The organism is Ruegeria sp. BHSB196 (assembly GCF_059613135.1).
Genome location: NZ_JBXWRY010000021.1, coordinates 12,567 through 32,812, shown reverse-complemented (window position 1 = coordinate 32,812; position 20,246 = coordinate 12,567). Strand labels below are relative to the sequence as shown.

Annotated in this window: 21 protein-coding genes; 7 read left to right on the top strand and 14 right to left on the bottom strand. The window is 59.4% G+C overall.

The features are described 5' to 3' along the window. Positions 1-14 precede the first annotated feature (14 nt). The 8 genes from AC2FNJ_RS11860 to AC2FNJ_RS11825 are packed head-to-tail and all read right to left on the bottom strand — an operon-like array spanning position 15 to position 6,075. A complete protein-coding gene (locus AC2FNJ_RS11860) occupies positions 15-824 on the bottom strand; it encodes a type IV secretion system protein (RefSeq protein ID WP_496764423.1) in 810 nt (269 codons plus the stop codon). After that, positions 824-1,978 carry a lytic transglycosylase domain-containing protein gene (locus AC2FNJ_RS11855; RefSeq protein WP_496764422.1) on the bottom strand — a complete coding sequence of 385 codons (1,155 nt, stop codon included), beginning with the start codon at positions 1,976-1,978 and terminating at the stop codon, positions 824-826. The genes AC2FNJ_RS11860 and AC2FNJ_RS11855 overlap by 1 nt, the downstream gene beginning before the upstream one ends. Next, positions 1,968-2,135 carry a hypothetical protein gene (locus tag AC2FNJ_RS11850; RefSeq protein WP_394424011.1) on the bottom strand — a complete coding sequence of 56 codons (168 nt, stop codon included), beginning with the start codon at positions 2,133-2,135 and terminating at the stop codon, positions 1,968-1,970. The genes AC2FNJ_RS11855 and AC2FNJ_RS11850 overlap by 11 nt, the downstream gene beginning before the upstream one ends. Further along, the gene (locus tag AC2FNJ_RS11845) at positions 2,132-4,507 is read right to left on the bottom strand and encodes a VirB4 family type IV secretion/conjugal transfer ATPase (RefSeq protein WP_496764421.1); all 2,376 of its coding nucleotides are present in this window, start codon (positions 4,505-4,507) and stop codon (positions 2,132-2,134) included. Before AC2FNJ_RS11845 ends, AC2FNJ_RS11850 begins: the two co-directional genes overlap by 4 nt. Next, positions 4,497-4,775 carry a VirB3 family type IV secretion system protein gene (locus AC2FNJ_RS11840; RefSeq protein WP_008327373.1) on the bottom strand — a complete coding sequence of 93 codons (279 nt, stop codon included), beginning with the start codon at positions 4,773-4,775 and terminating at the stop codon, positions 4,497-4,499. The genes AC2FNJ_RS11845 and AC2FNJ_RS11840 overlap by 11 nt, the downstream gene beginning before the upstream one ends. Further along, positions 4,768-5,061, bottom strand: a complete 294-nt coding sequence (locus AC2FNJ_RS11835; RefSeq protein ID WP_496764420.1) for a TrbC/VirB2 family protein — start codon at positions 5,059-5,061, stop codon at positions 4,768-4,770. The genes AC2FNJ_RS11840 and AC2FNJ_RS11835 overlap by 8 nt, the downstream gene beginning before the upstream one ends. Further along, a complete protein-coding gene (locus tag AC2FNJ_RS11830; RefSeq protein ID WP_496764419.1) occupies positions 5,058-5,678 on the bottom strand; it encodes a lytic transglycosylase domain-containing protein in 621 nt (206 codons plus the stop codon). Before AC2FNJ_RS11830 ends, AC2FNJ_RS11835 begins: the two co-directional genes overlap by 4 nt. A gap of 43 nt (positions 5,679-5,721) precedes the next feature. After that, the gene (locus tag AC2FNJ_RS11825) at positions 5,722-6,075 is read right to left on the bottom strand and encodes a hypothetical protein (protein WP_496764418.1); all 354 of its coding nucleotides are present in this window, start codon (positions 6,073-6,075) and stop codon (positions 5,722-5,724) included. Positions 6,076-6,278: 203 nt separating this feature from the next. Here AC2FNJ_RS11825 and AC2FNJ_RS11820 point away from each other — a divergent pair, with 203 nt between their 5' ends. From AC2FNJ_RS11820 to AC2FNJ_RS11810, 3 genes are all read left to right on the top strand, one after another. Continuing rightward, positions 6,279-6,539: a hypothetical protein gene (locus AC2FNJ_RS11820; protein ID WP_496764455.1), complete on the top strand. Its 261-nt coding sequence runs from the start codon at positions 6,279-6,281 to the stop codon at positions 6,537-6,539. A gap of 124 nt (positions 6,540-6,663) precedes the next feature. Next, on the top strand, positions 6,664-6,921 hold the full coding sequence (locus AC2FNJ_RS11815; protein WP_496764417.1) for a helix-turn-helix domain-containing protein: 258 nt from the start codon (positions 6,664-6,666) through the stop codon (positions 6,919-6,921). 167 nt (positions 6,922-7,088) lie between these two features. Then, on the top strand, positions 7,089-7,316 hold the full coding sequence (locus tag AC2FNJ_RS11810; RefSeq protein WP_496764416.1) for a hypothetical protein: 228 nt from the start codon (positions 7,089-7,091) through the stop codon (positions 7,314-7,316). 118 nt (positions 7,317-7,434) lie between these two features. Here the strand turns inward: AC2FNJ_RS11810 and AC2FNJ_RS11805 are convergent, their stop codons facing one another. Then, positions 7,435-8,181: a hypothetical protein gene (locus AC2FNJ_RS11805; protein WP_496764415.1), complete on the bottom strand. Its 747-nt coding sequence runs from the start codon at positions 8,179-8,181 to the stop codon at positions 7,435-7,437. A 149-nt stretch (positions 8,182-8,330) separates the two neighbouring features. Here AC2FNJ_RS11805 and AC2FNJ_RS11800 point away from each other — a divergent pair, with 149 nt between their 5' ends. Next, positions 8,331-8,972 carry a hypothetical protein gene (locus AC2FNJ_RS11800; protein WP_274582268.1) on the top strand — a complete coding sequence of 214 codons (642 nt, stop codon included), beginning with the start codon at positions 8,331-8,333 and terminating at the stop codon, positions 8,970-8,972. Here AC2FNJ_RS11800 and AC2FNJ_RS11795 read toward each other — a convergent pair. The 4 genes from AC2FNJ_RS11795 to AC2FNJ_RS11780 all read right to left on the bottom strand — a co-directional run bounded on the left by AC2FNJ_RS11795 (position 8,969) and on the right by AC2FNJ_RS11780 (position 15,563). After that, the gene (locus AC2FNJ_RS11795; RefSeq protein ID WP_093454931.1) at positions 8,969-9,484 is read right to left on the bottom strand and encodes a disulfide bond formation protein B; all 516 of its coding nucleotides are present in this window, start codon (positions 9,482-9,484) and stop codon (positions 8,969-8,971) included. The genes AC2FNJ_RS11800 and AC2FNJ_RS11795 overlap by 4 nt on opposite strands. A 101-nt stretch (positions 9,485-9,585) precedes the next feature. Beyond that, complete coding sequence (locus AC2FNJ_RS11790) at positions 9,586-9,831, bottom strand: copper-binding protein (protein WP_496764414.1); 246 nt, start codon at positions 9,829-9,831, stop codon at positions 9,586-9,588. 129 nt (positions 9,832-9,960) lie between these two features. Beyond that, positions 9,961-13,143: an efflux RND transporter permease subunit gene (locus tag AC2FNJ_RS11785; protein WP_093454932.1), complete on the bottom strand. Its 3,183-nt coding sequence runs from the start codon at positions 13,141-13,143 to the stop codon at positions 9,961-9,963. Beyond that, positions 13,140-15,563 (bottom strand): efflux RND transporter periplasmic adaptor subunit, encoded by a 2,424-nt coding sequence (locus tag AC2FNJ_RS11780; RefSeq protein ID WP_093454933.1) that lies wholly within the window; start codon positions 15,561-15,563, stop codon positions 13,140-13,142. Before AC2FNJ_RS11780 ends, AC2FNJ_RS11785 begins: the two co-directional genes overlap by 4 nt. 594 nt (positions 15,564-16,157) lie before the next feature. Between AC2FNJ_RS11780 and AC2FNJ_RS11775 the strand changes: the two genes are divergently transcribed. The 3 genes from AC2FNJ_RS11775 (at position 16,158) to AC2FNJ_RS11765 (ending at position 19,586) form a co-directional block, all read left to right on the top strand. Then, positions 16,158-16,940: a DsbA family protein gene (locus AC2FNJ_RS11775; protein WP_093454935.1), complete on the top strand. Its 783-nt coding sequence runs from the start codon at positions 16,158-16,160 to the stop codon at positions 16,938-16,940. 101 nt (positions 16,941-17,041) lie between these two features. Then, positions 17,042-17,455, top strand: coding sequence for a rhodanese-like domain-containing protein (locus AC2FNJ_RS11770; protein ID WP_244525676.1), 414 nt, complete (start codon positions 17,042-17,044; stop codon positions 17,453-17,455). 16 nt (positions 17,456-17,471) lie between these two features. Beyond that, a complete protein-coding gene (locus AC2FNJ_RS11765) occupies positions 17,472-19,586 on the top strand; it encodes a protein-disulfide reductase DsbD family protein (protein WP_093454937.1) in 2,115 nt (704 codons plus the stop codon). A gap of 5 nt (positions 19,587-19,591) precedes the next feature. Here AC2FNJ_RS11765 and AC2FNJ_RS11760 read toward each other — a convergent pair whose 3' ends face one another. After that, entirely contained in the window at positions 19,592-20,245 is a 654-nt protein-coding gene (locus AC2FNJ_RS11760) for a DUF3047 domain-containing protein (RefSeq protein ID WP_093454938.1), read from the bottom strand. Between the last annotated feature and the right edge of the window lies 1 nt (position 20,246).

Below are 20,246 nucleotides of genomic sequence, written 5' to 3'. Positions count from 1 at the left end.
GTCACACCCCTGAATCAGTCTGCGCGCAGGTCCGGCAGCGTAAAGTCCATGAAGCGCTGCTCTTCAGCGATCGTCGCGGCATCGATCACGCCGCCTGTGCCGTCACCCACGGTTTGCACGGCCTCAAGCTGCCACATGGCGACGAGGGCAATTGCCAGCTCCGCCGTCACCCGCGTGTTGAGGTCGATACTTTCCTTCAGTTCGTCCATGTCATCGATCAGTCCGACCAGCCGGTCGACCCGCTCGAGTGACTGGCCGGCATCTTCGTAGCTGTTCTGGGCTGCGGCCGAGACGAGTGCACCGGTTGTGGCTTGCGTCGCCACGCGGTTGGCCCCTGGATTTCCGCTGGTGGCCATTTCTGAAAGCGTGTCGTCGTCAAATCCGAGATCGGCCAGCACCCGGTCCATCTGAGTTTCGATCTCGCCCGCACCGGAGCCCGACAGGCCCGAGAAATCGCCCGTCTTGATCGCCTCAATCGTGGCGATGATATCGCCGAACTCCTGATCGAGCAGGCCGTTCAGCTCGTCCTCCATCTCGGTGCGGATAATCTCGGGAAGTTCAGCCAGGCGGGTGAGCGCTTCATATGTTCTTTGCAGCTCCGCGAGTTGGTCCGTGAGTGTGGCGAGTTGTTCGCGGAGCTGCGTCAGCTGCTCATTTTGCAGGATCTCATCTTCGATCATCTGCCGGAGCTGCTGGATGTTTTGCGCGATGTTCTGGGTATCGACGACAGGCACGCCTTGTGCTGCGGCAGGGGACAGGGTGCCGAAATGCAGGCCAATCCCAAGCGTCGTGGCCAAGGCCGTTCTCATGAGCAAATGTCCCATTAGTCTATCTCCCTGATCGTGAATTCCATGAACGCGCCCTCGGTCAGGCGAGCGCTGGCCTGTGCCAGCTCTTCGGCCGAGAGCACGCGGGTCCGCGCCGCCTGCAGCCGGATGCGGGCGGCGACGAGGCGCACGAGTTCGGCGCGGGCATAGGTGTTGAGCGCGACGCTCTCCTGCACGTCTTCGGTCTCGGAAATCCGCTCGACGATATCCGCGATGCGCAAGGCGGCCTGCCTAATCGCCGCAGGGGAATTGTTGCCATAGAAAGCCGCACCATGCCCGGTGATCGAGAGATTGGCATTGGCGAGAAGCGCGGGGTCGATCGTGCCGAGCGCTTCGATCCCGCCGATGCGGCTCAGATAGAGATTGTAGCGTTCTGGAATAACCTGGACATAATGCTGAGTTTCGGCGAATGGCGGCACGCCGCCATATTCGAACACGCGGCCGGGTCCGGCGTTATAGGCGGCGAGCGCGTTGATGATATTGCCATCGAAGGTGTTGAGCTGTGTCGCCAGGTACCGCGCGCCGCCATGCACCTGCAGATAGGGGCTGTTGTAGTATTCCGGGTTAATGCCGAGATCGCTGGCGGTCCCGGGCATGATCTGGGTGAGGCCGAAAGCCCCGACGGGCGAGCGCGCGCCGATGGTAAACCGGCTTTCCTGCCAGATGAGCGCCTGTAGGAGTGCGCGCCATTGAACCGGGGAGAGGCCCGCGCGGCCAACGCCCGCAAAGCCGCTGGTTTCCTGGGCGACGCGGATGATGAGTTGCTCGATGTTTTCTGCCGCATCCCCGAACATCTGTGCGCCGCCGGGATTGGGGTCGATCTCGGCATTGCCGTAGACCGCTTCGACGGAACGGGCTGGATCGCCGCTGCCGCTCTCCAATCCAGAGATCATCGCGGGCAGGCCCTGACCGCCGAAGCTGGTTTGGGCATCGAGGATGCGTTGCAGGGTTTCCAGCTGCTCCCGTTCGATCTCGGCAATGAGTTCTCGCACGGCAAGCTTGTCCGCCTGAACGGCCAAGTCAGCCTCGCGATCGCCAGTCTCGACGATGTCACGCGCGGTCAGCCCATTGTCATTGGTCGGCACGCCTTGGGACAGGGCGATGCCGGGCAGCAGGCAAAGCGCCAGGATATGGGGCAGCCTAGACTTCAACGTCGCGCTCCGGCGCGCCAAGGGGCGTGAAGCTGCAATCCGGCGCGACAGGCGCCGTAGAGGCCAGGAAGGTGAAGCAGTTCGCCTGCGGTTCCTGGTACTGGGCGCAGGAGGCCAAAGCGCCGAGCGCGGTGAGAAGAAACAGAGTACGAATCATGAAAGCCTCCAAAAGTCCGGGCGGTCGCGGTAATCGGCGCCGACCAGCGCCTCGCCTTTTTCCATGCCGCCGAGGATGGTGAGATTGGGCCCGAGGGCGCTAAGATCGGCATCGACGACGATCGAGCCCTGGTCGTCGCGGATGAGCGCAAGGCGGCTGTCGCTGCCGGTGTTGAGAAGCACATCGAGTTCCTTCTCATAGAGGTTCAGCATCGCGTAGTCGGCGGCATGGGCGCGGATGTTCGGAAGCAGGATTTGTGTGGGCACCGCTTCGACGATGGTCTTGCCGGTTCGGGTGCGCTCGAGCTGGCTGGCATATTGCGTCATCATTACCGCAACGGTGTTCTGCTTGCGCGCGGTCACGAGCCAGTTCGACAGCCGCTCGGCGAAATACGCGTTGTCGAGCGCCTTCCAGGCCTCGTCGATGACGATGATGGTGGGGCGGCGATCCTCGATCTCGCGCTCGACCCGGCGAAAGAGATAGGAGAGGACCGCCATGCGTTCTTTCTCGGCCTCGCTGTCGAGAATGCCGGTGAGATCGAACCCGACGACATCGCCTTCGAGCGAGAACGTGTCTTCCAGCGTCTGCCCGAAGATCCAGCCATAGCGGCCCTCTTCGGTCCACTCGAGCAAACGCTGGTGCAGATCGCCGCCATCGTCGGTGGAGACAAAGAGCGATGCAAAATCCCGCCAGTTCCGCAGGGCGGGGCTCAAAGCCTGCGCGTTCTGGCGCACCACTTCCTGGATGCGGTTGGTCTGTGCAGGCGTGAGCGGCTTGTCGGCACGATAGAGCAGGGTGGCGAGCCAGTCCGAGAGCCAGGCGGTGCCGCGACTATCTGTTTCGGTCCAAAGCGGGTTGAGGCCTGTGGGTTGGCCGGCTTTCAAAGACGCGTAGCGCCCGCCATTGGCGCGGACCGCCATCTCCATACCGAGACGGTAATCGAAGACGAAGATCCGCGCCCCTGCTCGACGGGCTTGCGTCATGAGGAATGCGGAAAGCACCGACTTGCCGGACCCGGGCCGTCCCATGATCAGGGTATGGCCGCTGGTCGGTTCTTTGTCGGGGCTGCCTTGCTCGTGATAGGAAAATCGGTAGGCGCTCTGCTCGGGCGTTGGCAGGTAGGTGATGACCCGACCCCAGGGGGTCTTCTCAGCAGACTTGCCGAGCTGGGTCCGATGAAACGCCGCGAAATCTGCGAAGTTGCGATTGGTGATGGCGCTTGCGCGCACGCGTTTGGGCTGGTTGCCGGGGTGCTGGCTCAAGTAATGGGCCTTGGCCGCGACCCGCTCGCCGATCATCTTCACGCCCTCGGCGGCGGCGGCGTTCACGATCTCGGCGCTCAGAGTCTGCAACTCGTCCAGCGTGTCGCAGAAGATCGTCACGACCATGTGGTGCTCGCCAAAGCTCTGGCGCTTGGCCTCGAGATCATCGGCAGCAATGTCGAGCGCTTCCATGAGCGACAGGGCCGCGTCCTGCGAAGCCTGCATCTGGCGCTTTTGCCGCTTGATGCGGCCCGCCATGAGGTTCGAATTGATCGGTGTGAAGGAATGCGTGACGATCATGTCGACCGGCAGGTTCAGCATGTCGAACATGGTGCAGGAGGTGGCTTCCGAGTATTCCCCGATGGTGAAACTCTTCCCAAAGCGATGGCCGACGACGCCTTCCGAGAGTTCGAAATGATCGCCTTGAAACGTCACCCGGGTGTTGGCCACATTGAAGGACAGGAAACCATAGGTATTGGCCGGATAAAGCGGCAGTTCCTGGCCAGTGTTGAGGGCGCCCAGAAAGCCGATCAACTCGCCATTCTCAGAAGTCAGCACGCGCGGGTTCAGCTCCGTCAGGCCTGACACGAACACGCTTACGGCCTCGCCCAAACGACGCAGGCGCTTTTCGGTCGCTTCCTTGAGGCGATCCGGCGCGCTGCGGTTGAGAAACGGCAGAACGCTTTTCGGGGGCGGGCGGTGAATGACCGTGAGGGTCAGTGTTTTGTCGCGTAACCCGCTGGTCTCGAGCTTCTTGCGCCAGAGCCGGTCAATTTCTCCCGCAAAACCGTCCTCGCGCACCGGCTCGAGGTCCGGTGTGATCGCTTTGGAGACCTTGTGAACGTAGTAGCTGAACTCCGGCCCCAGCTGCGCGATGATCCGGGCAAAGAGCGCGGTCACCTTGTCGAGATAGGCATCATCTGTGGTGTAGCTGTTGACCCCGTCGAGCCGGATGCACTGGAAAAGTTCGTTCACCCGCGTCCGTACGGTCCGTTCGTCGACGAGGCTCACATAGGGCAGCATATGCGCGAGGCGGCTTTCACGCGCATACCAGTCCGGCGTCATGGTGCGGGGATCGAGCGTTTCGTCCAAGGCTGTATTAGGGCGCATAGCTGTCCCCGCCGTGAATGGAACGGTTCCGCGTTGGCGGGGTTTCCTGCAGCGCCGTCATCATCACGTCGATGAAGCGCGGGTCCCAATCCGCGGCCTTCCAAAGCACGGGGTAGAGCAGGGCGGCCACGCCCAACACGGCGATGTGCTGAACCCAGACGAAGAGCAGCACCGAGCCGAAGAGCCAGACCATCGCATACATGATGGGCAGGCCCAGAAGCTTCGGCGGCCGCACGAGGCCGAGAAAGAGGGGCGAGCGCTCAGCCACCGGCAAAGACCGCGGCAACGATGGTGGGAGCGGCCGCGACACCGGCGATGCCGACAAGAACCCAAAGCGCCTGGCGCAGATCGATGATGTTGAAGAACCAGCTCAAGAAAACGCCCAGAACGGCGAGCGTCGCGATGACGACGCCAAGCGGGCCGGTCAGCGCATCGACGATCCCCTGCAACAGGCTCTGGATCGGAGAGAGGTCGATGCTTTGCGCCAAGGCCGGTTCTGCCATGAACAGGAAGAATGCCAGTGAAGCAATGAATAGGTTTGATACGTTTTTCATGAATTTGATCCTTCCAATCGGGCCACAACGGCCATGACGCGCACCACGTGGTTCTGGGTTTCTCTGTAGGGGGGAATGCCGCCATACTGGCGGACCGCATCTGGGCCGGCGTTGTAGGCTGCGAGGGCAAGACGCGGATCGCCGAACGTCTCCAGCATCATCGCAAGATAGCGGGCGGAGCCGTCGAGGTTCTGAAGCGGATCCCGCGGGTCAATGCCGAGGTCGCGCGCCGTCGCGGGCATCAATTGACCAAGGCCGATGGCGCCTGCGCTCGAGATCGAATCCTGCCGATAGGCGCTCTCCACCTCGATATTGGCGCGGTAGAGGGTTAGCCAATCACGAACCGAGAGGTCTGAACGACGCAGCGCAGGATGCCCGGCATAGCGAAGCGCGGTGGCCTCAATGGCCGCCAGAACATCGGCGCGGGGCAGGGGTGCCGGGCGGGCGAGTGCTGCAAAACGCAAAGCGTCAGGTTCAATAGCTGATTCATCTTCACCGAGGATTGCCAGCTCATCAGCCGCCGAACCCTGGCCGATACCGTCATTGTAATTGCGGGCAAAGCTGTCCTGGGAGCGGGACGGAGTCAGAGAGCCGTCGCTCTCCATGACCAGTACCATCTGCGCAGTGGCGGGACCCGCGAGATACCAGAAAAGAAAAAGGCTACTTGCTGCTGCCCTTGTCGCTTGCGGCCAGCTTGTGCGTTGTCCGCTGGCCTTCCTCGAGCGGGACATCAGCATGGGAGAAGCCGATCCCGATGAGGAAGGACACCACGCCCGTGATGGTTTTGAACTCGCGGATCTTGATGTCGTTATAGGTCGTCCGGGTACGGGCCGTGACCAGCAGCTTTTCCACGCCCTCGTCAGAGACGACGCGCATGATCCAGACCCCGTAATAACTCGGGCCCTTCTTGTGTGCCGACTCCTGGCATAGGATTTCAGCGCTATAGCCACTTTCCACGAGTTCGCGGAAACGTGCTTCCGTAACCACATTTGGTGCTTCGATGTCCCAGTTCATGGCCCGGCTCACGCTTTCTTCAAACGCGCAACACCCGGGCATTCCCACTTGAAGCCCAGAGTTACGATAGTATATTATTAACCGCAAGGTATAATGCGGCAGATACGGCTGTATCTCGGTTACTCAAACTCTAGGCACGGCCATTGGCGTCTATCAAGGAAAATAGGGGTTTCAGAAACCTGCGGTTGAGCCGACGGGTGAAGATGCAGGCTGCGGCCTTGCTGATGCTCGCTCCGGTCGCAACCCAGGCCGGATCCTGTCTCGCCCCGGTCCGGCCATTCGTTCCAAGCGATTCGCAGGCCGCCCGGGATTATGCCGACATCATCCGACGGGACTTTGAGGTCTACATCGCGGACATTCAGGACTACTTTCGCTGCCTCGAGCAGGAGCGTGCGCGCGCCTTCGAAGAAGCCCGTGAAGTCAGCCAAGACTATGGTCGGTTTCTCGAACTGGTGGGGGATTGATGGGCGATCGGGTGTGCATCAGGCTTGCACCCCTTGGAAATCAGACGCCGATAACACCCTCAAATATCTACTTTTTAGATAACAGATTTCATCCGCTAGCGACGTCACAAAAGGTATGTGACGCGTGTCGAAAACAATCTGGAGTACCGGGCATCTGGCCCTTTGCAAGTCTTTGGTCGAGGCCCGAAAACACGCGGGTCTGGGGCAGAAAGACTTGGCGGACAGGCTCGACTGTCATCAGTCGCTCGTGGCGCGCATTGAAAGTGGCCAGCGACGGATCGACGTTGTCGAGTTCATCGTATTGTCCCGGGCGCTTGGCTTCAACTTATCGGAGGTTCTGGCGATCGTCGAAGCCGCCACGGAGCCCGACCACAAGATTTGAGAACAATGCAATTTTGGGACGCTCCGCTTCGTGCGTCCCCATGTGAAGTGAGCTCCTCCAGGAAGAGCAGTTAGCCAACATTCCCCAAGCGCGGCATGCGGTGCAGGCGAGCACCGCAGCTCGTCACGCTGCAAAATCAGAGCCTCAGTGCAGGAAGTCAGTAAACAGTGAACGATGATAAAGGTGAGGGCGTCGCGATCGCCAATCTGATCGGGACAGACGGGTGCAGCGTGGTTGGTTGGGTGTATCGCTGGACTACAGGCGGGCATGCGGTGATGTGGGACGTCCACGGGCCCCAGCCGGTGTCGGAAATCCGGCCGGATCTCACTGCGGAACAGAAACAGGAAATTGACTTCGACGCGCTCACGGAGATCGGAAGAGACGGGGGCGGGTGAGGTGAGAACCTGCACTGAATGCCGAAATGCCAATTTGCTTGTGGACCGCGACTGATACGCGGTGCCGTCGTACAAGTCAAAGAAGCCGAGTTCCATTGCAAGCCAATGCGGTGGCAGGTCAGTAGTTCACCTGCTCAAAGCCGTAGTTGCCCTCGTAGTCGCGCCAATCGACGAACACGGATCGATGATAGATACCGGGGCAATTCTGGCCCCAGCGTTCGAGGCCGATATGAGCGGAAGGTAGGGCGCTGATAGAAGACCTCTGCCAAGCGAAGTCGCCTTGGGTTCCGTATGTGCCGAGGACCACGGTGGCGCTACGATTGCAGTCGCCGTCACGTCCGGATTCGTGCTGTCGCGCATACCGGACATCAAAGACGCGGATTGATCGTACGAAGTTGAACTCAGGTCCGCTGATATCGATGTCCGCGCGATCTTGAACGAGCCGGAGGGCCTGGTCGGCGGAAACAAGGTAATCTGGGGCCTCTGGGGTGCGCCAAGCAGCCGCAATAAGGTCAGCGGTATCGTTCGCTGGAAAGGATTGTCGCGGTCCTGTGCTGTTGTTTTGGAAGAACGCTTCAAAGATGCGGTCTGCGCTGTTTGATGAAGGAGAGGTTTCATAGGACGCGCCCATGGGACAGCGCCAGATCTGAAGCGGCGGTTCGACCGGCCAGGGCGTAATCCGCCGGATGAATTCGGCGCGGGCTCTGGCGCACGGCACGGATGCAGGCCAGCCACCAGACAGGCATAGGAGGATCGCGCAATCGATCGGATATGTCTGCGCGCGGGCGGGCATCGGCATCGAAGTACTTGTCACAGTCAAAGCGACTGCGACCGAGGGGAGGAGTTTCTTAAGTAGGTGAAGCATGCTGACGGCTCTCTGGAACTAGGCTCAGCATACATACGATAATATACTATCGCAACACTAAGTATAAAGCCGCATAATGAAGTTTATGTAAATAAATGATGGTCGCAGAGAAAGTCGACTGTTGTCTCCCGACATGCCAACCTGCTCACATGCAACGGTTCTTCTCAACCAAGATGCCGGGCGTGAATTTTGTAATGAACGTCTTGGTCTTCAGCCTAATCGGTCTCCTGCCGGTCTTGCTCGTTTATGTCATGCGTGCGCCTGGATTTGCTTCGGCATTGATGGACGGTGGACCGGCGCTATCACGATTTCTCAGGCAGGTTCTGACGAATGGCCTACCGGTCATCTTTATCGTCAACTACGTCGGCTTCTTCCTGTTTGCGATGTTGAAGGCGAAAGACACCAATAGCCGTGATCCGGCGGTATTCATTCTCTTCGATGTGATAACTCGCGTCGCTCTTTTTCTCGTTCTCCACGCCTTCATTTACGTGCTTTCCGCCAGTTGGTTCGGCTCTTTTGGAGGCAGTCGGGCGACGGCTCTTTCAGTGGTTGCGCCCACACTGGCGCGGTCAGCACTCTTTGAAAACATATCCGGAGTCTACCTGTACGCCACTTTGGTAAGTGCACTGCCGCTCTATGTTACGGCAGCCGGAAAGTCGGCAATCCTGAGACCAATCTTTGATCTCTTCCCAAAGAAAATGGGCGCGGTTTCGGTTGCTCTCCTTGCTTTTTTGTCGGCCGCTGTGTGTCTGACGGCTACTGCAGCCGTCATCCTGCGTCTCCTGAGCTAGACTGCCGTCACGCTCTCATCTGAGCGGGACGCGCGCCAAGCTTTGGCAAGAGCCAGGATCCAGAGCCCTGCAAGAACGAAACTCCAAAGCGCGTTCCAACTCGCCATCGACAGGCTCAGAAATTCCCACGCGACTTCGTCACACATCACCAAGGTTGATGGAGCGGATGATGCGGAGGGCAAAAGGTCCGAAGCTAACAAGTTCGACATATCAAGACCAGAGCCGGTGCACGCCGTCGGACCTTCCCACCAACCTCGTTCGACGCCGGTATGGAACATCCCGATACCCGCTGTCACGAACGCGGCGGCAGCGCCTGCCATCAGTAGCAGTAAGATGGGCAAACCAACCATGAGGAGCACGCCGATAGCGATGGCGATCGCGTGAGGGTATCGCTGCCAAATGCACATCGCGCATGGTGCGTAGCCCGCTGCCTGAAACAAGAAGGCAGCCAGCAAAAGAACGGCCGATCCGCCGGCAGCGATCAAACCAAGTTGTTTCGAAGACAGCCGCATTCACTTTCCTTTCGCCTACACGCAGCTCGGCGGTCGAACTCGGTGTACCTCTCCAAATACGCGCCGCAGTTGCCGATTTCTCGGCAACTGCGCATTCATGATCAGTTCGGCATTATGGCCCCGATTGCGTACATGCCATCCTCGCCCTTGACGAGCATCAGGGTCACCTCGTCACCATCGGTCACCTCGCCCATCATCTGCGCGTTTTCCAGAACCGTCATATCCATCGTCATTGCAGGCCAGCCGATCTCGGGAATCGGGTCATGGCTCACGTTGGCCGTGCCGTCGCCGATGGAATTGATCACGGCCTTTGCGTGAACTGCGCCCTCCATTTGTTCGGCGGACATCGGCATGTCCGAATGATCCATATTGTGGTTCATTTGTGCGATAGCCCCTGTCGCGGACAGGGTCAGAAGTGCGAGACTTGCAGTCAGTATCTTCATGAGAAGCTCCATTCTTGAGGTTTGTGCGTTCGATTATTCGGCAGGCAGTGCTGCATCGACGGGCTGCTGAATTGGGGACGTGATTTCGCGGTTAACGCGTTTCAGCGCGAGCCGTTTCCAAATCACGAATATGGAAGGAATGACAAAAAGCGTCAGCAGGGTCGCTGTCACCATACCGCCGATCATCGGTGCAGCGATGCGTTGCATGATCTCCGAGCCGGTGCCGGTGCCATACATGATCGGTATCAGCGCCGCGAAGATGGTGGCCACGGTCATGACTTTGGGTCTCACCCGAAGAACAGCTCCCTCAAAGACGGCCTCCTCGATATCGTCTTGTGTCAGCTTGCGGCCTTCGGATTGACCGAGTTTGCGTCGCTTTTCCCAGGCGAGATTGAGATAAAGCAGCATGACGATAGCTGTTTCGACGGCCACGCCGGCCAGGGCAATGAAGCCGACAAGGACGGCGATCGAAATGTCGAAGCTGAGATACCACAGAAACCAGACACCGCCTGCCAACGCGACAGGAAGCGCGGCGAGAATGATGCCAACTTCGATCACCCTATTGAACGCCATGAACAACATCAGCGTGATGATCATAAGCGTGGCGGGGGCGACGATCGCCAGCCGGTCCTGCATCCGCTCGATGTACTCATACTGCCCGGACCATGTCAGAGAATATCCGGGCGGTAGACGCACCTGATCGGCCACGACCCTCTGCGCCTCGGCGACATATCCGCCGAGGTCTCGTCCTGCGATATCGATAAACACGAACCCCGTGCGCCGAGCGTTCTCTGATCGGATCATGCCCGGACCATCCACAATTCGAACATCGGCCAAGGCGGTCAGCGGCACATGAGCCCCCGATGGGGTGACAACGGGCAAGTTTTCGAGGCGTTCGGGGCTGTCGCGCCACGCCTGCGGATAGCGCAGGTTAATCGGAAAGCGCTCCAGCCCTTCAACGGATTCCGATACCTGCATCCCACCGATGGCGGTTTGCACCACATCCTGAACATCCCGCACGCTCATCATGTATCGCGCTGCGGCGTCGCGCTTGACGTCGATTTCTATGAAGCGCCCGCCTACCGGACGCTCCGCATAGGCGGAGGCAGTTCCCTCGATATCCGACACGGCTCGTTCCACTTCGATCCCGATGTCTGTGATGACGTTCAGATCAGCACCCGAAATCTTGACACCAACCGGCGTTCGTATCCCGGTGGCAAGCATGTCGATCCGGTTCTTGATCGGCTGGATCCAGACATTGGTCACGCCAGGGATCTGCACAGCCCGATCAAGCTCATCGCGAATTTTTTCCATGGTCATGCCAGGGCGCCACTCAGCTTCTGGTTTGAGCTGGATCGTGGTTTCCACCATCGTGAGTGGTGCAGGATCGGTCGCTGTCTCTGCGCGCCCCACTTTGCCGTGCACAGTTTCGACCTCTGGGATTGTAGCGATCAGGCGATTGGTCTGCTGCAGGACCTCGCGCGCCTTACCGATCGACACGCCCGGGTAGAAGCTTGGCATGTAAAGGAAGTCGCCCTCATTCAGCTCGGGCATGAACTCGGACCCGAGCCGTTGGTACGGATACCACATTGAAGCCACGAGGGCGCCGGCAAGCAAGGTTGTCGCCCACGGCCAGGCGATGGCTGCGTCGAGAAAGGGACGATACAGGAAGACCACCAATCGGTTCAGTGGGTTTTTGCGCTCGGGCAAAATCCGGCCCCGGACAAAGTAACCCATCAAGACCGGAACCAGTGTGATCGATAGGATCGCGGCGGCGGCCATCGCGTAGGTCTTTGTATAGGCCAGCGGGGCAAAAAGCCTGCCCTCCTGATTTTCCAGCACAAAGACAGGCAGAAAGCTGACCGTGATGATTGCCAAGGAGTAAAAGAGGGCCGGACCGACCTCAGAGGCGCATTCCTGCACGATCCTCCACCTGTTTTCTGCGGTAAGCTTCTCCTTCTCCAGCCGCCTGTGCATCGCCTCGATCATCACGATCGACGCATCGACCATGGCTCCAATGGCAATCGCTATGCCGCCAAGCGACATGATGTTCGCATTCACACCCTGCGCTTTCATCAGAATGAAGGCAGCGAAGATTCCGAGGGGCAACGACAGAAGGATCACCAGTGATGAGCGCAGATGCAGCAGAAAGGCCGCACAGACGAGGACGACGACAACGAATTCCTGCGTCAGCTTCTTCTTGAGATTGTCGATTGCGCGTTCGATCACGCCGGACCGGTCATAGGTCGTGATAATCTCGACACCTTCCGGCAGGTTCGGCCGCAACTCTTCGATGCGGGCCTCCACCGCTTTGATGGTCGCAAGGGCATTGCCACCCCATCGCATGATGACCACGCCGCCAACGGCATCGCCTTGCCCGTCAAACTCTCCGACGCCGCGGCGCAATTCCGGTCCTAGGCGAATGTCAGCAACGTCGCCGAGGGTCAGAGCAGCTCCACGCTCGTTGATCATTAGGGGGGCGCTGGATAGATCAGAAAGCTCATCGATGTATCCGGACGAGCGGATCATGAATTCTGCTTCGCCCATCTCGATCACGCTTCCGCCGGTCTCTCGATTGGCCGCTTGTATCGCGTTCCTGAGTTGTGTCAGCGTGATATCGTAGGCCCGCAATTTGTTCGGATCGACGACGACCTGATACTGTTTGACCATGCCGCCAATTGTTGCCACTTCAGACACACCGTCGACAGCCTGCAGTTCGTATTTCAGAAACCAGTCCTGCAGCGTTCTCAGTTGCGCGAGATCGTGTGTGCCGGTTCTGTCGATCAACGCATATTGGTAGATCCACCCGACCCCGGTGGCATCCGGGCCAAGCTGAGGGGACACTCCGTCCGGCAAGCTCCCGGTGATCTGCCCAAGATATTCGAGGACGCGGGATCTTGCCCAATACAGGTCCGTGCCATCTTCGAAAACGACATAGACAAAACTGTCACCAAAGAAGGAAAAGCCGCGTACATCCTGTGCGCCAGGTACCGCCAGCAACGATGTGGCGAGCGGATAGGTGATCTGGTTTTCGACCACTTGCGGCGCCTGCCCCGGATAAGGGGTGCGGACGATCACCTGCACATCGGACAGGTCCGGTATCGCATCGACCGGTGTCTCGCGGATGGCCCAGATGCCTGCGACACCCATCATGACGGCAAGGACCAGAATAACAAACCTATTGGCCAGCGAGGCGCGGATGATCGCCGGGATCACTGGGTAACCCTCCCGTCACGGACAACATCGATCAATGTCATCGAGAAATCCGGGTTGCGCCGCAGGATGAGCGTGACGTCCGTTCCCACTGTGAGTTGGGAAATCTCGAGCTCCTCAGCCAAGGGAAAATCCATCGTCATTCCGGGCATGCCGATATCGGTCATCGGCCCATGGGTGATGTTCGCCGTCCGTGATTGAGCATCGATGGAGTTGATTTGACCTGAAACCTGCATGGGCGGTGCCACAGGTTCGGCCGCTGCCAGCACCATGTTCATGCCGTCCGGGCGCGCGAAAGTGAGCACCATCTCCACATCTGTCATCAAAGCGGCAGCGTCGAGTGACGGATCAATATCAAAGGCCATGGTCATGCCAGGCATGCCGATATCGGTCATCGGTCCATGGGTGATCGTGGCCTTTGAGGCGTCTGTATCGACACTATCGATCGTGCCTGAGACCACGATGGGCGGTGCCGCAGCTGCCTCAAGCTCGACATCAGACAAGATCATGTTCAAGCCATCCGGCCGTGCAAATGTGAGGGTCATTTGGACGCCGGTTTTCAGCGATGCCATGTCCAAGCCCGGATCGATGGGGAAATCCATGGTCATGCCTGGCATTCCGATCTCAGCCATGGGCCCGTGGGTGATCGTTGCGGTTCCGGAATGCAGATCGAGGTCGTCGATGGTGCCGGACACCATGATCGGCGCCGCGGCATTTGTTTCAGCCGCTTCCACCTCTTCGGGATCGGCGCCCTCGGCGCGGACCGCGACTACGGAGAAAAGGCCGCCATCACCTGCCGTGAGATCGAATTCGATCGGCGCATCGAGGGGCACGGTCTCGAGATCAACCCCCAACACCGGCAGGTCCATCGTCATTGCGGGCCAGCCAAGCTCTGGGATCGGGCCGTGCTCCAGCGTTAGCTTGCCATCCGACGTCACCGCGCGTGCAATCCCAGTGCCGGTACCGGCAATTCCATCATCTGGCGCAAGTTCGGTGAGGCTCAGGAGTCCATCGGCGCCACGGGCCACGAGAAACGCGACTGCCTCCCCCTCCTTTAGCCGATCCAGGGGAACATCGGCTCTCACCGGGAAGTCGGATGTCATCGCTGGCCAGTCAAGGCTTTCCAGGGCATCATGCTGCACGGTTGCCACCCGATTCTCAGGATCGAGAGCAACGAGAACACCGCTGCCCCGCGCCGGGTCGGCATCCGTTGGCGCCATGCGCGTGAAGCCTGCGCTCAAAGCGCTTTCGCTGTCGATCAGGAACTGTGCGGAGGCAACGACCTCTTCACCCGGACCCAGGCCCTGAAGAATTTCTGTCCGCCCTCCTTCTCCGAAACTGTCCCGGAGACCGGCAGTCACCAATCTCGGTCGGAAGGTCCCCTCCCCTGTTTTCAGGATGACGCGCTCAGCCGACCCTGTCCGTATTACGGCCTCAGATGGCACTGTCAGGACCGTCCGGCTTTCGTTGGGCCTGAGACTGACACTTCCGAACATTCCGGGGCGGAGCACGCCATCGGAATTGTCAAACCTCAGTCGAACAGGAAGCGTTCGTGTTTGGGGATCGAGTTCAGGATAGATGTAGTCGATGTCGCCTTCAAACACGCGCCCTGGCAAGTGTTCGAACCGAGCGATGGCCCGCATATCCTCAGACAGCCGGGCAATATCACGTTCAAAGACATCTACAATGAGCCAGACCTTCGACAAGTCAGCGACGGAGAAGGCAAGCGTTCCAGGTTGCAAATACATGCCATCGGCCGCATTCAGGGCGATGACCACGCCGTTCTGTGGTGCTTCGATCTCGATGTTGCGAACCAATTCGCCGCCCGCCTCGATCTCCGCAACCTGGCGGGCGGACATACCGTGGCTCATCAGCTTGTTGCGCGCCGCATCCAGAATGCGGGGGTCACCATCTTCGACAGCGCGAACAAGATCACCCGTCGCGGCTGCGATGAGTGGAGAAAAGAGCTCGAAAAGAACCTGCCCCCCGGCAACGCGGTCTCCGACCGCTCGGACCTTAAGCCTTTCGACCCAACCTTCTACCCGCGTATGCACATGACTGGTCAGATGTTCGTCATACCCCACGAAACCCACAGTCTCGATCCGAGGCTGCACTTCACTCATGCGGGCGACCGCCGTGCGTACGCCGATTGCGTTGATTTCGGCCGCGTTCAGTGTGACCTCGGCAGGATCACCAGATGGTTCCTGTCCGGCATAGACTGGAATAAGATCCATCCCCATGGGCGACTTGCCCGGTCCTGGTTGACGGAAATTTGGGTCCATGGGCGCAACCCAATAGAGAATCTCGGGGCCTTCAGATCCGCCTTGCACCGCTGGATTCAGGTACAACCGCTCAACGTAAACCCCACCGCCAAGGCCAGCTGCCAAGGCAAGAACTGAAAGTGCCGCGTATCTTCCACGCATAAATATCGTCTCCTGACGGCTGCATTGGATGCAGCGATCGATTGGTCAAACAGCCCGCATATGCGGGCACCGAAACGTCAGGAGTGTCGGGGCGGGCGATCGGGCACGAGGGGCTCACGGGATACATGAGCCCTGGAGAATGCGGCCCGTGTTGGCGCCGTAAACGCGGTTTCTTCAGACCGATGATCCAGATGTTGCTGGTAGTCCATGACACAGCAAAGACCGGTGTGGCACCCGTCGCCGTGTCCTGCGTGAGCGTCCGTTTGCCGCTCGCCATTGTTTTCGGGGTGGTGCGCGTGAATGTGGTTGGACACTTCTCCCACAGAAGCGATGTACAGGCCGCGCTCCACGCCGCTGATCTCTCCATCAAACGGCATTGCCTGCGTTCCGACGACGGTGATCGTCAGACACACACAGGCAAGACATGCCGATCGCAGGAAAAAGAACGCGTTCCAAACCATATGCGAGAAATAGCGCTCTTCAGAAGTTGCGGCAATTGGAGCGGGGCTGAAAGATTGTATCAGTTTGTAAAGTTGACCTTTTCCAAGGCTTCACACTACGAACTTAAGGGGACACGGTGAGATCAGGCTTCAGATGGATTCCAAGAAACGGTCAACGCTTCTGACGATCGGTGCGATCATCGCAGGGTACGCCGCCCTGCGCACAGTTCCCTCATTGTTGCCGGAAAAACTGGAATTGCAGGCACTCGATAGACCAGAAGGATTTCGTAAGTTCGTTGCGGGTGAGACGTCAGGCGGCTTCGATCCTTTCGTAGGCCTGGGCACGGCGGACAGCACCGAAGTGGCGGCGCAGAAAGCCGCAGCCTTGGAGCGCGTCTCCGATAATATTTGCTCGGCCCTTTATGGTGGTCTGACTCCCACGCCTACGCAGGTCCCGATGGCGTCGTTCTCGGACTACTATTGCCCCTTTTGCCGCGTGCAAACCAAACGGTTGGCCGACATGACGAGCGAGATGCCAGACAAGATCGCAGTGGCTTGGCATGAATTGCCGCTCCTCGGCGACAGCTCAAATCTTGCGGCCAAGGCAGCTCTGGCGGCGAAACGGCAAAATGCCTATGTCGCCTTTCATGAACGGCTGATGAAATCCCCTTTCCAGGCAACGCCAGAATATCTCTCGCGCCTCGCCACTGATCTTGGCGTCGATGGCAGCCAATTGATCACCGACATGGAGAGTGCCGAGATCACGCGCGAGCTGGAAGACAGTGCAGCGCTTGCACGCGTGTTCGCCTTTGTCGGCACGCCGGCCCTCGTGATCGGCCGCACTGTCGTCCAAGGTCAGATCAGCGACAAAATGGTTCGGGAAATCATCGAGTTGGAGCGCGAAGAGGGTTGGCAGAATGTTTGTAAGGCTGCTTAGGCTGCAAGGCTCGCCCCGGGAAGTCCTGGCGTTTCTCGTCAATCGACTGTGGAGGCAACATGGATAGGCGGTGCTTCATCCTGCTTGCATCGACATGGGTCATGGGGCCGCAGGTCGTTGCGGCCGCCACGCGCGAGATCTGGTCGGCTGCCGAGACGGCCGACGCATTGGCGCAGAACAGGATTTCCCTGATTGATGTTCGATCGCGCCCCGAATGGGTGGAAACGGGCGTCGCGAAAGCCGCATGGCCGATCAGTATGCACGAACCCGTGTTCGAGCAGCGCTTGTTCGCCGCACGCGATTTTTCAGGCGAGAAACCCATTGCGCTGATCTGCGCCACCGGGGGGCGCAGCGGCCGTCTTTTGAGCGCCTTGAAACGAGCCGACTACACGGGCTTCATCGATGTCTCGGAAGGCATGCTGGGATCACAGAAGGGGCCAGGCTGGATCGCACGCGGATTGCCCGTGACGGATCTGGAGGCGGCCTTGGCCAGCCTGCCTGGCGTACTGCGTTGACTGCATGCACACCCAAATGACGGTCCGAGTTTTTCACCTCGGGGCTTGGCTTCTGCTCATCCTTATCGGTTGCGTGGGCATCTTCCTATCCGATGCCGCCAACGCTGCCGAATCCGAGAGCTTTTCAAACCCCGCCGTCACGGCGCGTCTGATCTCGGCCGAAGACGGGATTGCGCCGGATGCCGCCTCCGTCTCACTTGGGTTGGCCTTGGAGTACGGCGAGGGCTGGAAGGGATACTGGCGCACCCCCGGCGAGGTTGGCTTGGCACCGGAGATCAACTGGTCGGGTTCGACCAACCTGAAATCCGCCGAGCTACTCTGGCCCGCGCCGGAACGGTTCGAGGCCTTCGGGATCGAAAACTTCGGCTATTCCGGTCAGGTTGTCTTGCCGATCCGCGCGAGACTTGAGGACGACGGCCACCCTCTGGAACTGCGTGCCCGCGTGTCCTTGCTGACATGTTCGACTGTCTGTGTGCCCCATGACTTCGAACTTTCACTCGCCCTGCCACAAGGCATCGGGATCGATACAAACTCGGCTCGCCAAATTGCTACTTATGCCGATCGCGTTCCCGCGGTACCCGAGAACAGCGACATCAGGATATCGGTCACGGCCCTCGATGCGCGCGACTCGGCTCTCATCGTTGTGGCAACGAGCGACACACCGTTCGGTGAGGTCGACGTGTTCCCGGAATTCGGACCCCTTGTGACCTTTGGCAAACCAGATATCCGGTTGGATCGCGATAGAACGGAACTCTGGGCACAAATACCGATCAACGCCTGGACCGAAGAGCATGCAGAGCCTTCGGTGACGATCACAGACACCGCACGTGCAATCACGGCGCCGATCACGCTTACCTCAGATCCCCCTGCCCCACCGTTTTCAAGCGCGAACCCTCGAACGAGTGTGCTGAAGGTCGTGGCGGTGGCCGCCATCGCCTTTCTCGGTGGTCTGATCCTGAATGTCATGCCCTGCGTGTTACCCGTTTTATCGATCAAGCTCACATCCGTTTTGAAGGCAACCGGTCAAACCCGGCAGATGACGCGCAACGGATTCCTGTTTTCAGCCTTGGGGGTACTGACATTTGTCTGGGCGCTTGCGGCTGCCTTAGTGTTTCTTCAATGGATCGGAGTATCCGTCGGCTGGGGTATACAATTCCAAAATCCGGTCTTCGTGACGCTGATGTTCATGGTCATCGTCGTCTTTGCCGCCAATCTCTTCGGTGCATTCGAGATAACCCTGCCCGCGGCCCTTCAAGACCGCCTGGGTGCCAGCAATGCCAGAGCCGGGTACATCTCAGACTTTGGCACCGGACTGCTTGCGGCCATCCTCGCTACGCCGTGTTCCGCCCCGTTCCTCGGCACCGCGATCACCTTTGCGCTCGCGGGTACACAACTGGACGTGATAGTGATATTCACGGCGCTCGGTCTTGGACTGGCCCTCCCCTACCTGGTCATTGCCGCACGTCCCGAGTTGGTCACGCGACTGCCCCGGCCCGGGCGATGGATGCTTCTGGTCAGGATCCTTCTTGGCGGTCTGTTGCTGGCAACAGCCGCATGGCTCTTGTTCGTTCTTGTCGGCGTGACGGGTGGGCGTGCAGCTGCCTTCATCTCGGCACTCACAGCTGTGTTCATTGTCGCCGCATCAATCCCACAGGCAAACCAATGGGTACGGCGTGCGGTTCTCAGCGCCTGTGTTTTTCTGGCGATTTTCGGGGCAGGTCTCACCTCAACCCCTGACCGCACCACAGCAGGGGTTGATGCGACGTCCCACTGGCAGGATTTCGAACCCCTCGGCATCGCGCGCCGCGTCTCTGAAGGCGAGACGGTGTTCGTCGATGTGACCGCGGATTGGTGTCTGACCTGCAAAGCCAACAAGTCTCTCGTGCTTGACAGGGATCCAGTGCGTGCGCGGTTGCGCGGCGGTTCCGTGATCGCCATGCAGGCGGATTGGACCCGCCCGGATGACAACATCGCGCGGTTTCTCGAGCGATATGACCGCTACGGCATTCCGTTCAATATCGTCTTCGGGCCAGGGTCGCCTTCCGGCATCGCTCTCCCGGAAATTTTGACGCCACAGGCAGTTCTTGACGCTCTCGACACAGCGTCTGTTCGAAGTGTCGCGTCGGAGTAACGCGCTTAATCGAGCTGAAGATCGGAAATCGACGCAACGATTCTGCCCTTGGTATCATCGCTTTCGGCCGACACGGCCAATCCAATCAGGGCACCCGGCTCGATCCCGAACGCAGTGCGATGATCTGATGCGAGATCGACCTGCTCACGATACTGCCCGATCTCTGAAGGGCGCAGGACTTTGCTGCGCAACCGGGGCGAATAGGGGCTGGGCAATATCGCATTGGTCGGGTGCGCACCGCCCCACACGTAGATCAGGGCGCGTGCGCTGTCCTCTTGAAGAATGCGCCGCGCGCTCTTTCCGCTCAGAGCGTCCACCCTCTCCGGATCGACGAACACGAAGTAGATCGCCAGATTTCTGTCGTCACCACCTTTGATCGTAAGATCGGTCGGTCGGACACCCTCGTGGACCCGCCAGACCCAACGCGCAGATTCAACCGAACGATTGAGGTCCTTAACGGGGCGCCAGAGCAACGAGACCGTACCGTCCGAAACGATGTCCAACTGGCGTCCCCGTTGACCAAAATCGTTCGAGAAAAGGCGCAAGAAGCCCTGCTTTTTCCAGCTGCCGTCAAAAGAAATGACCTCGTTGGCGATGCCCGCGGCTGGTGTAAACACGGCGCATGTCAGCAAGGTCAGGACTTTGGCGACATGGACCATT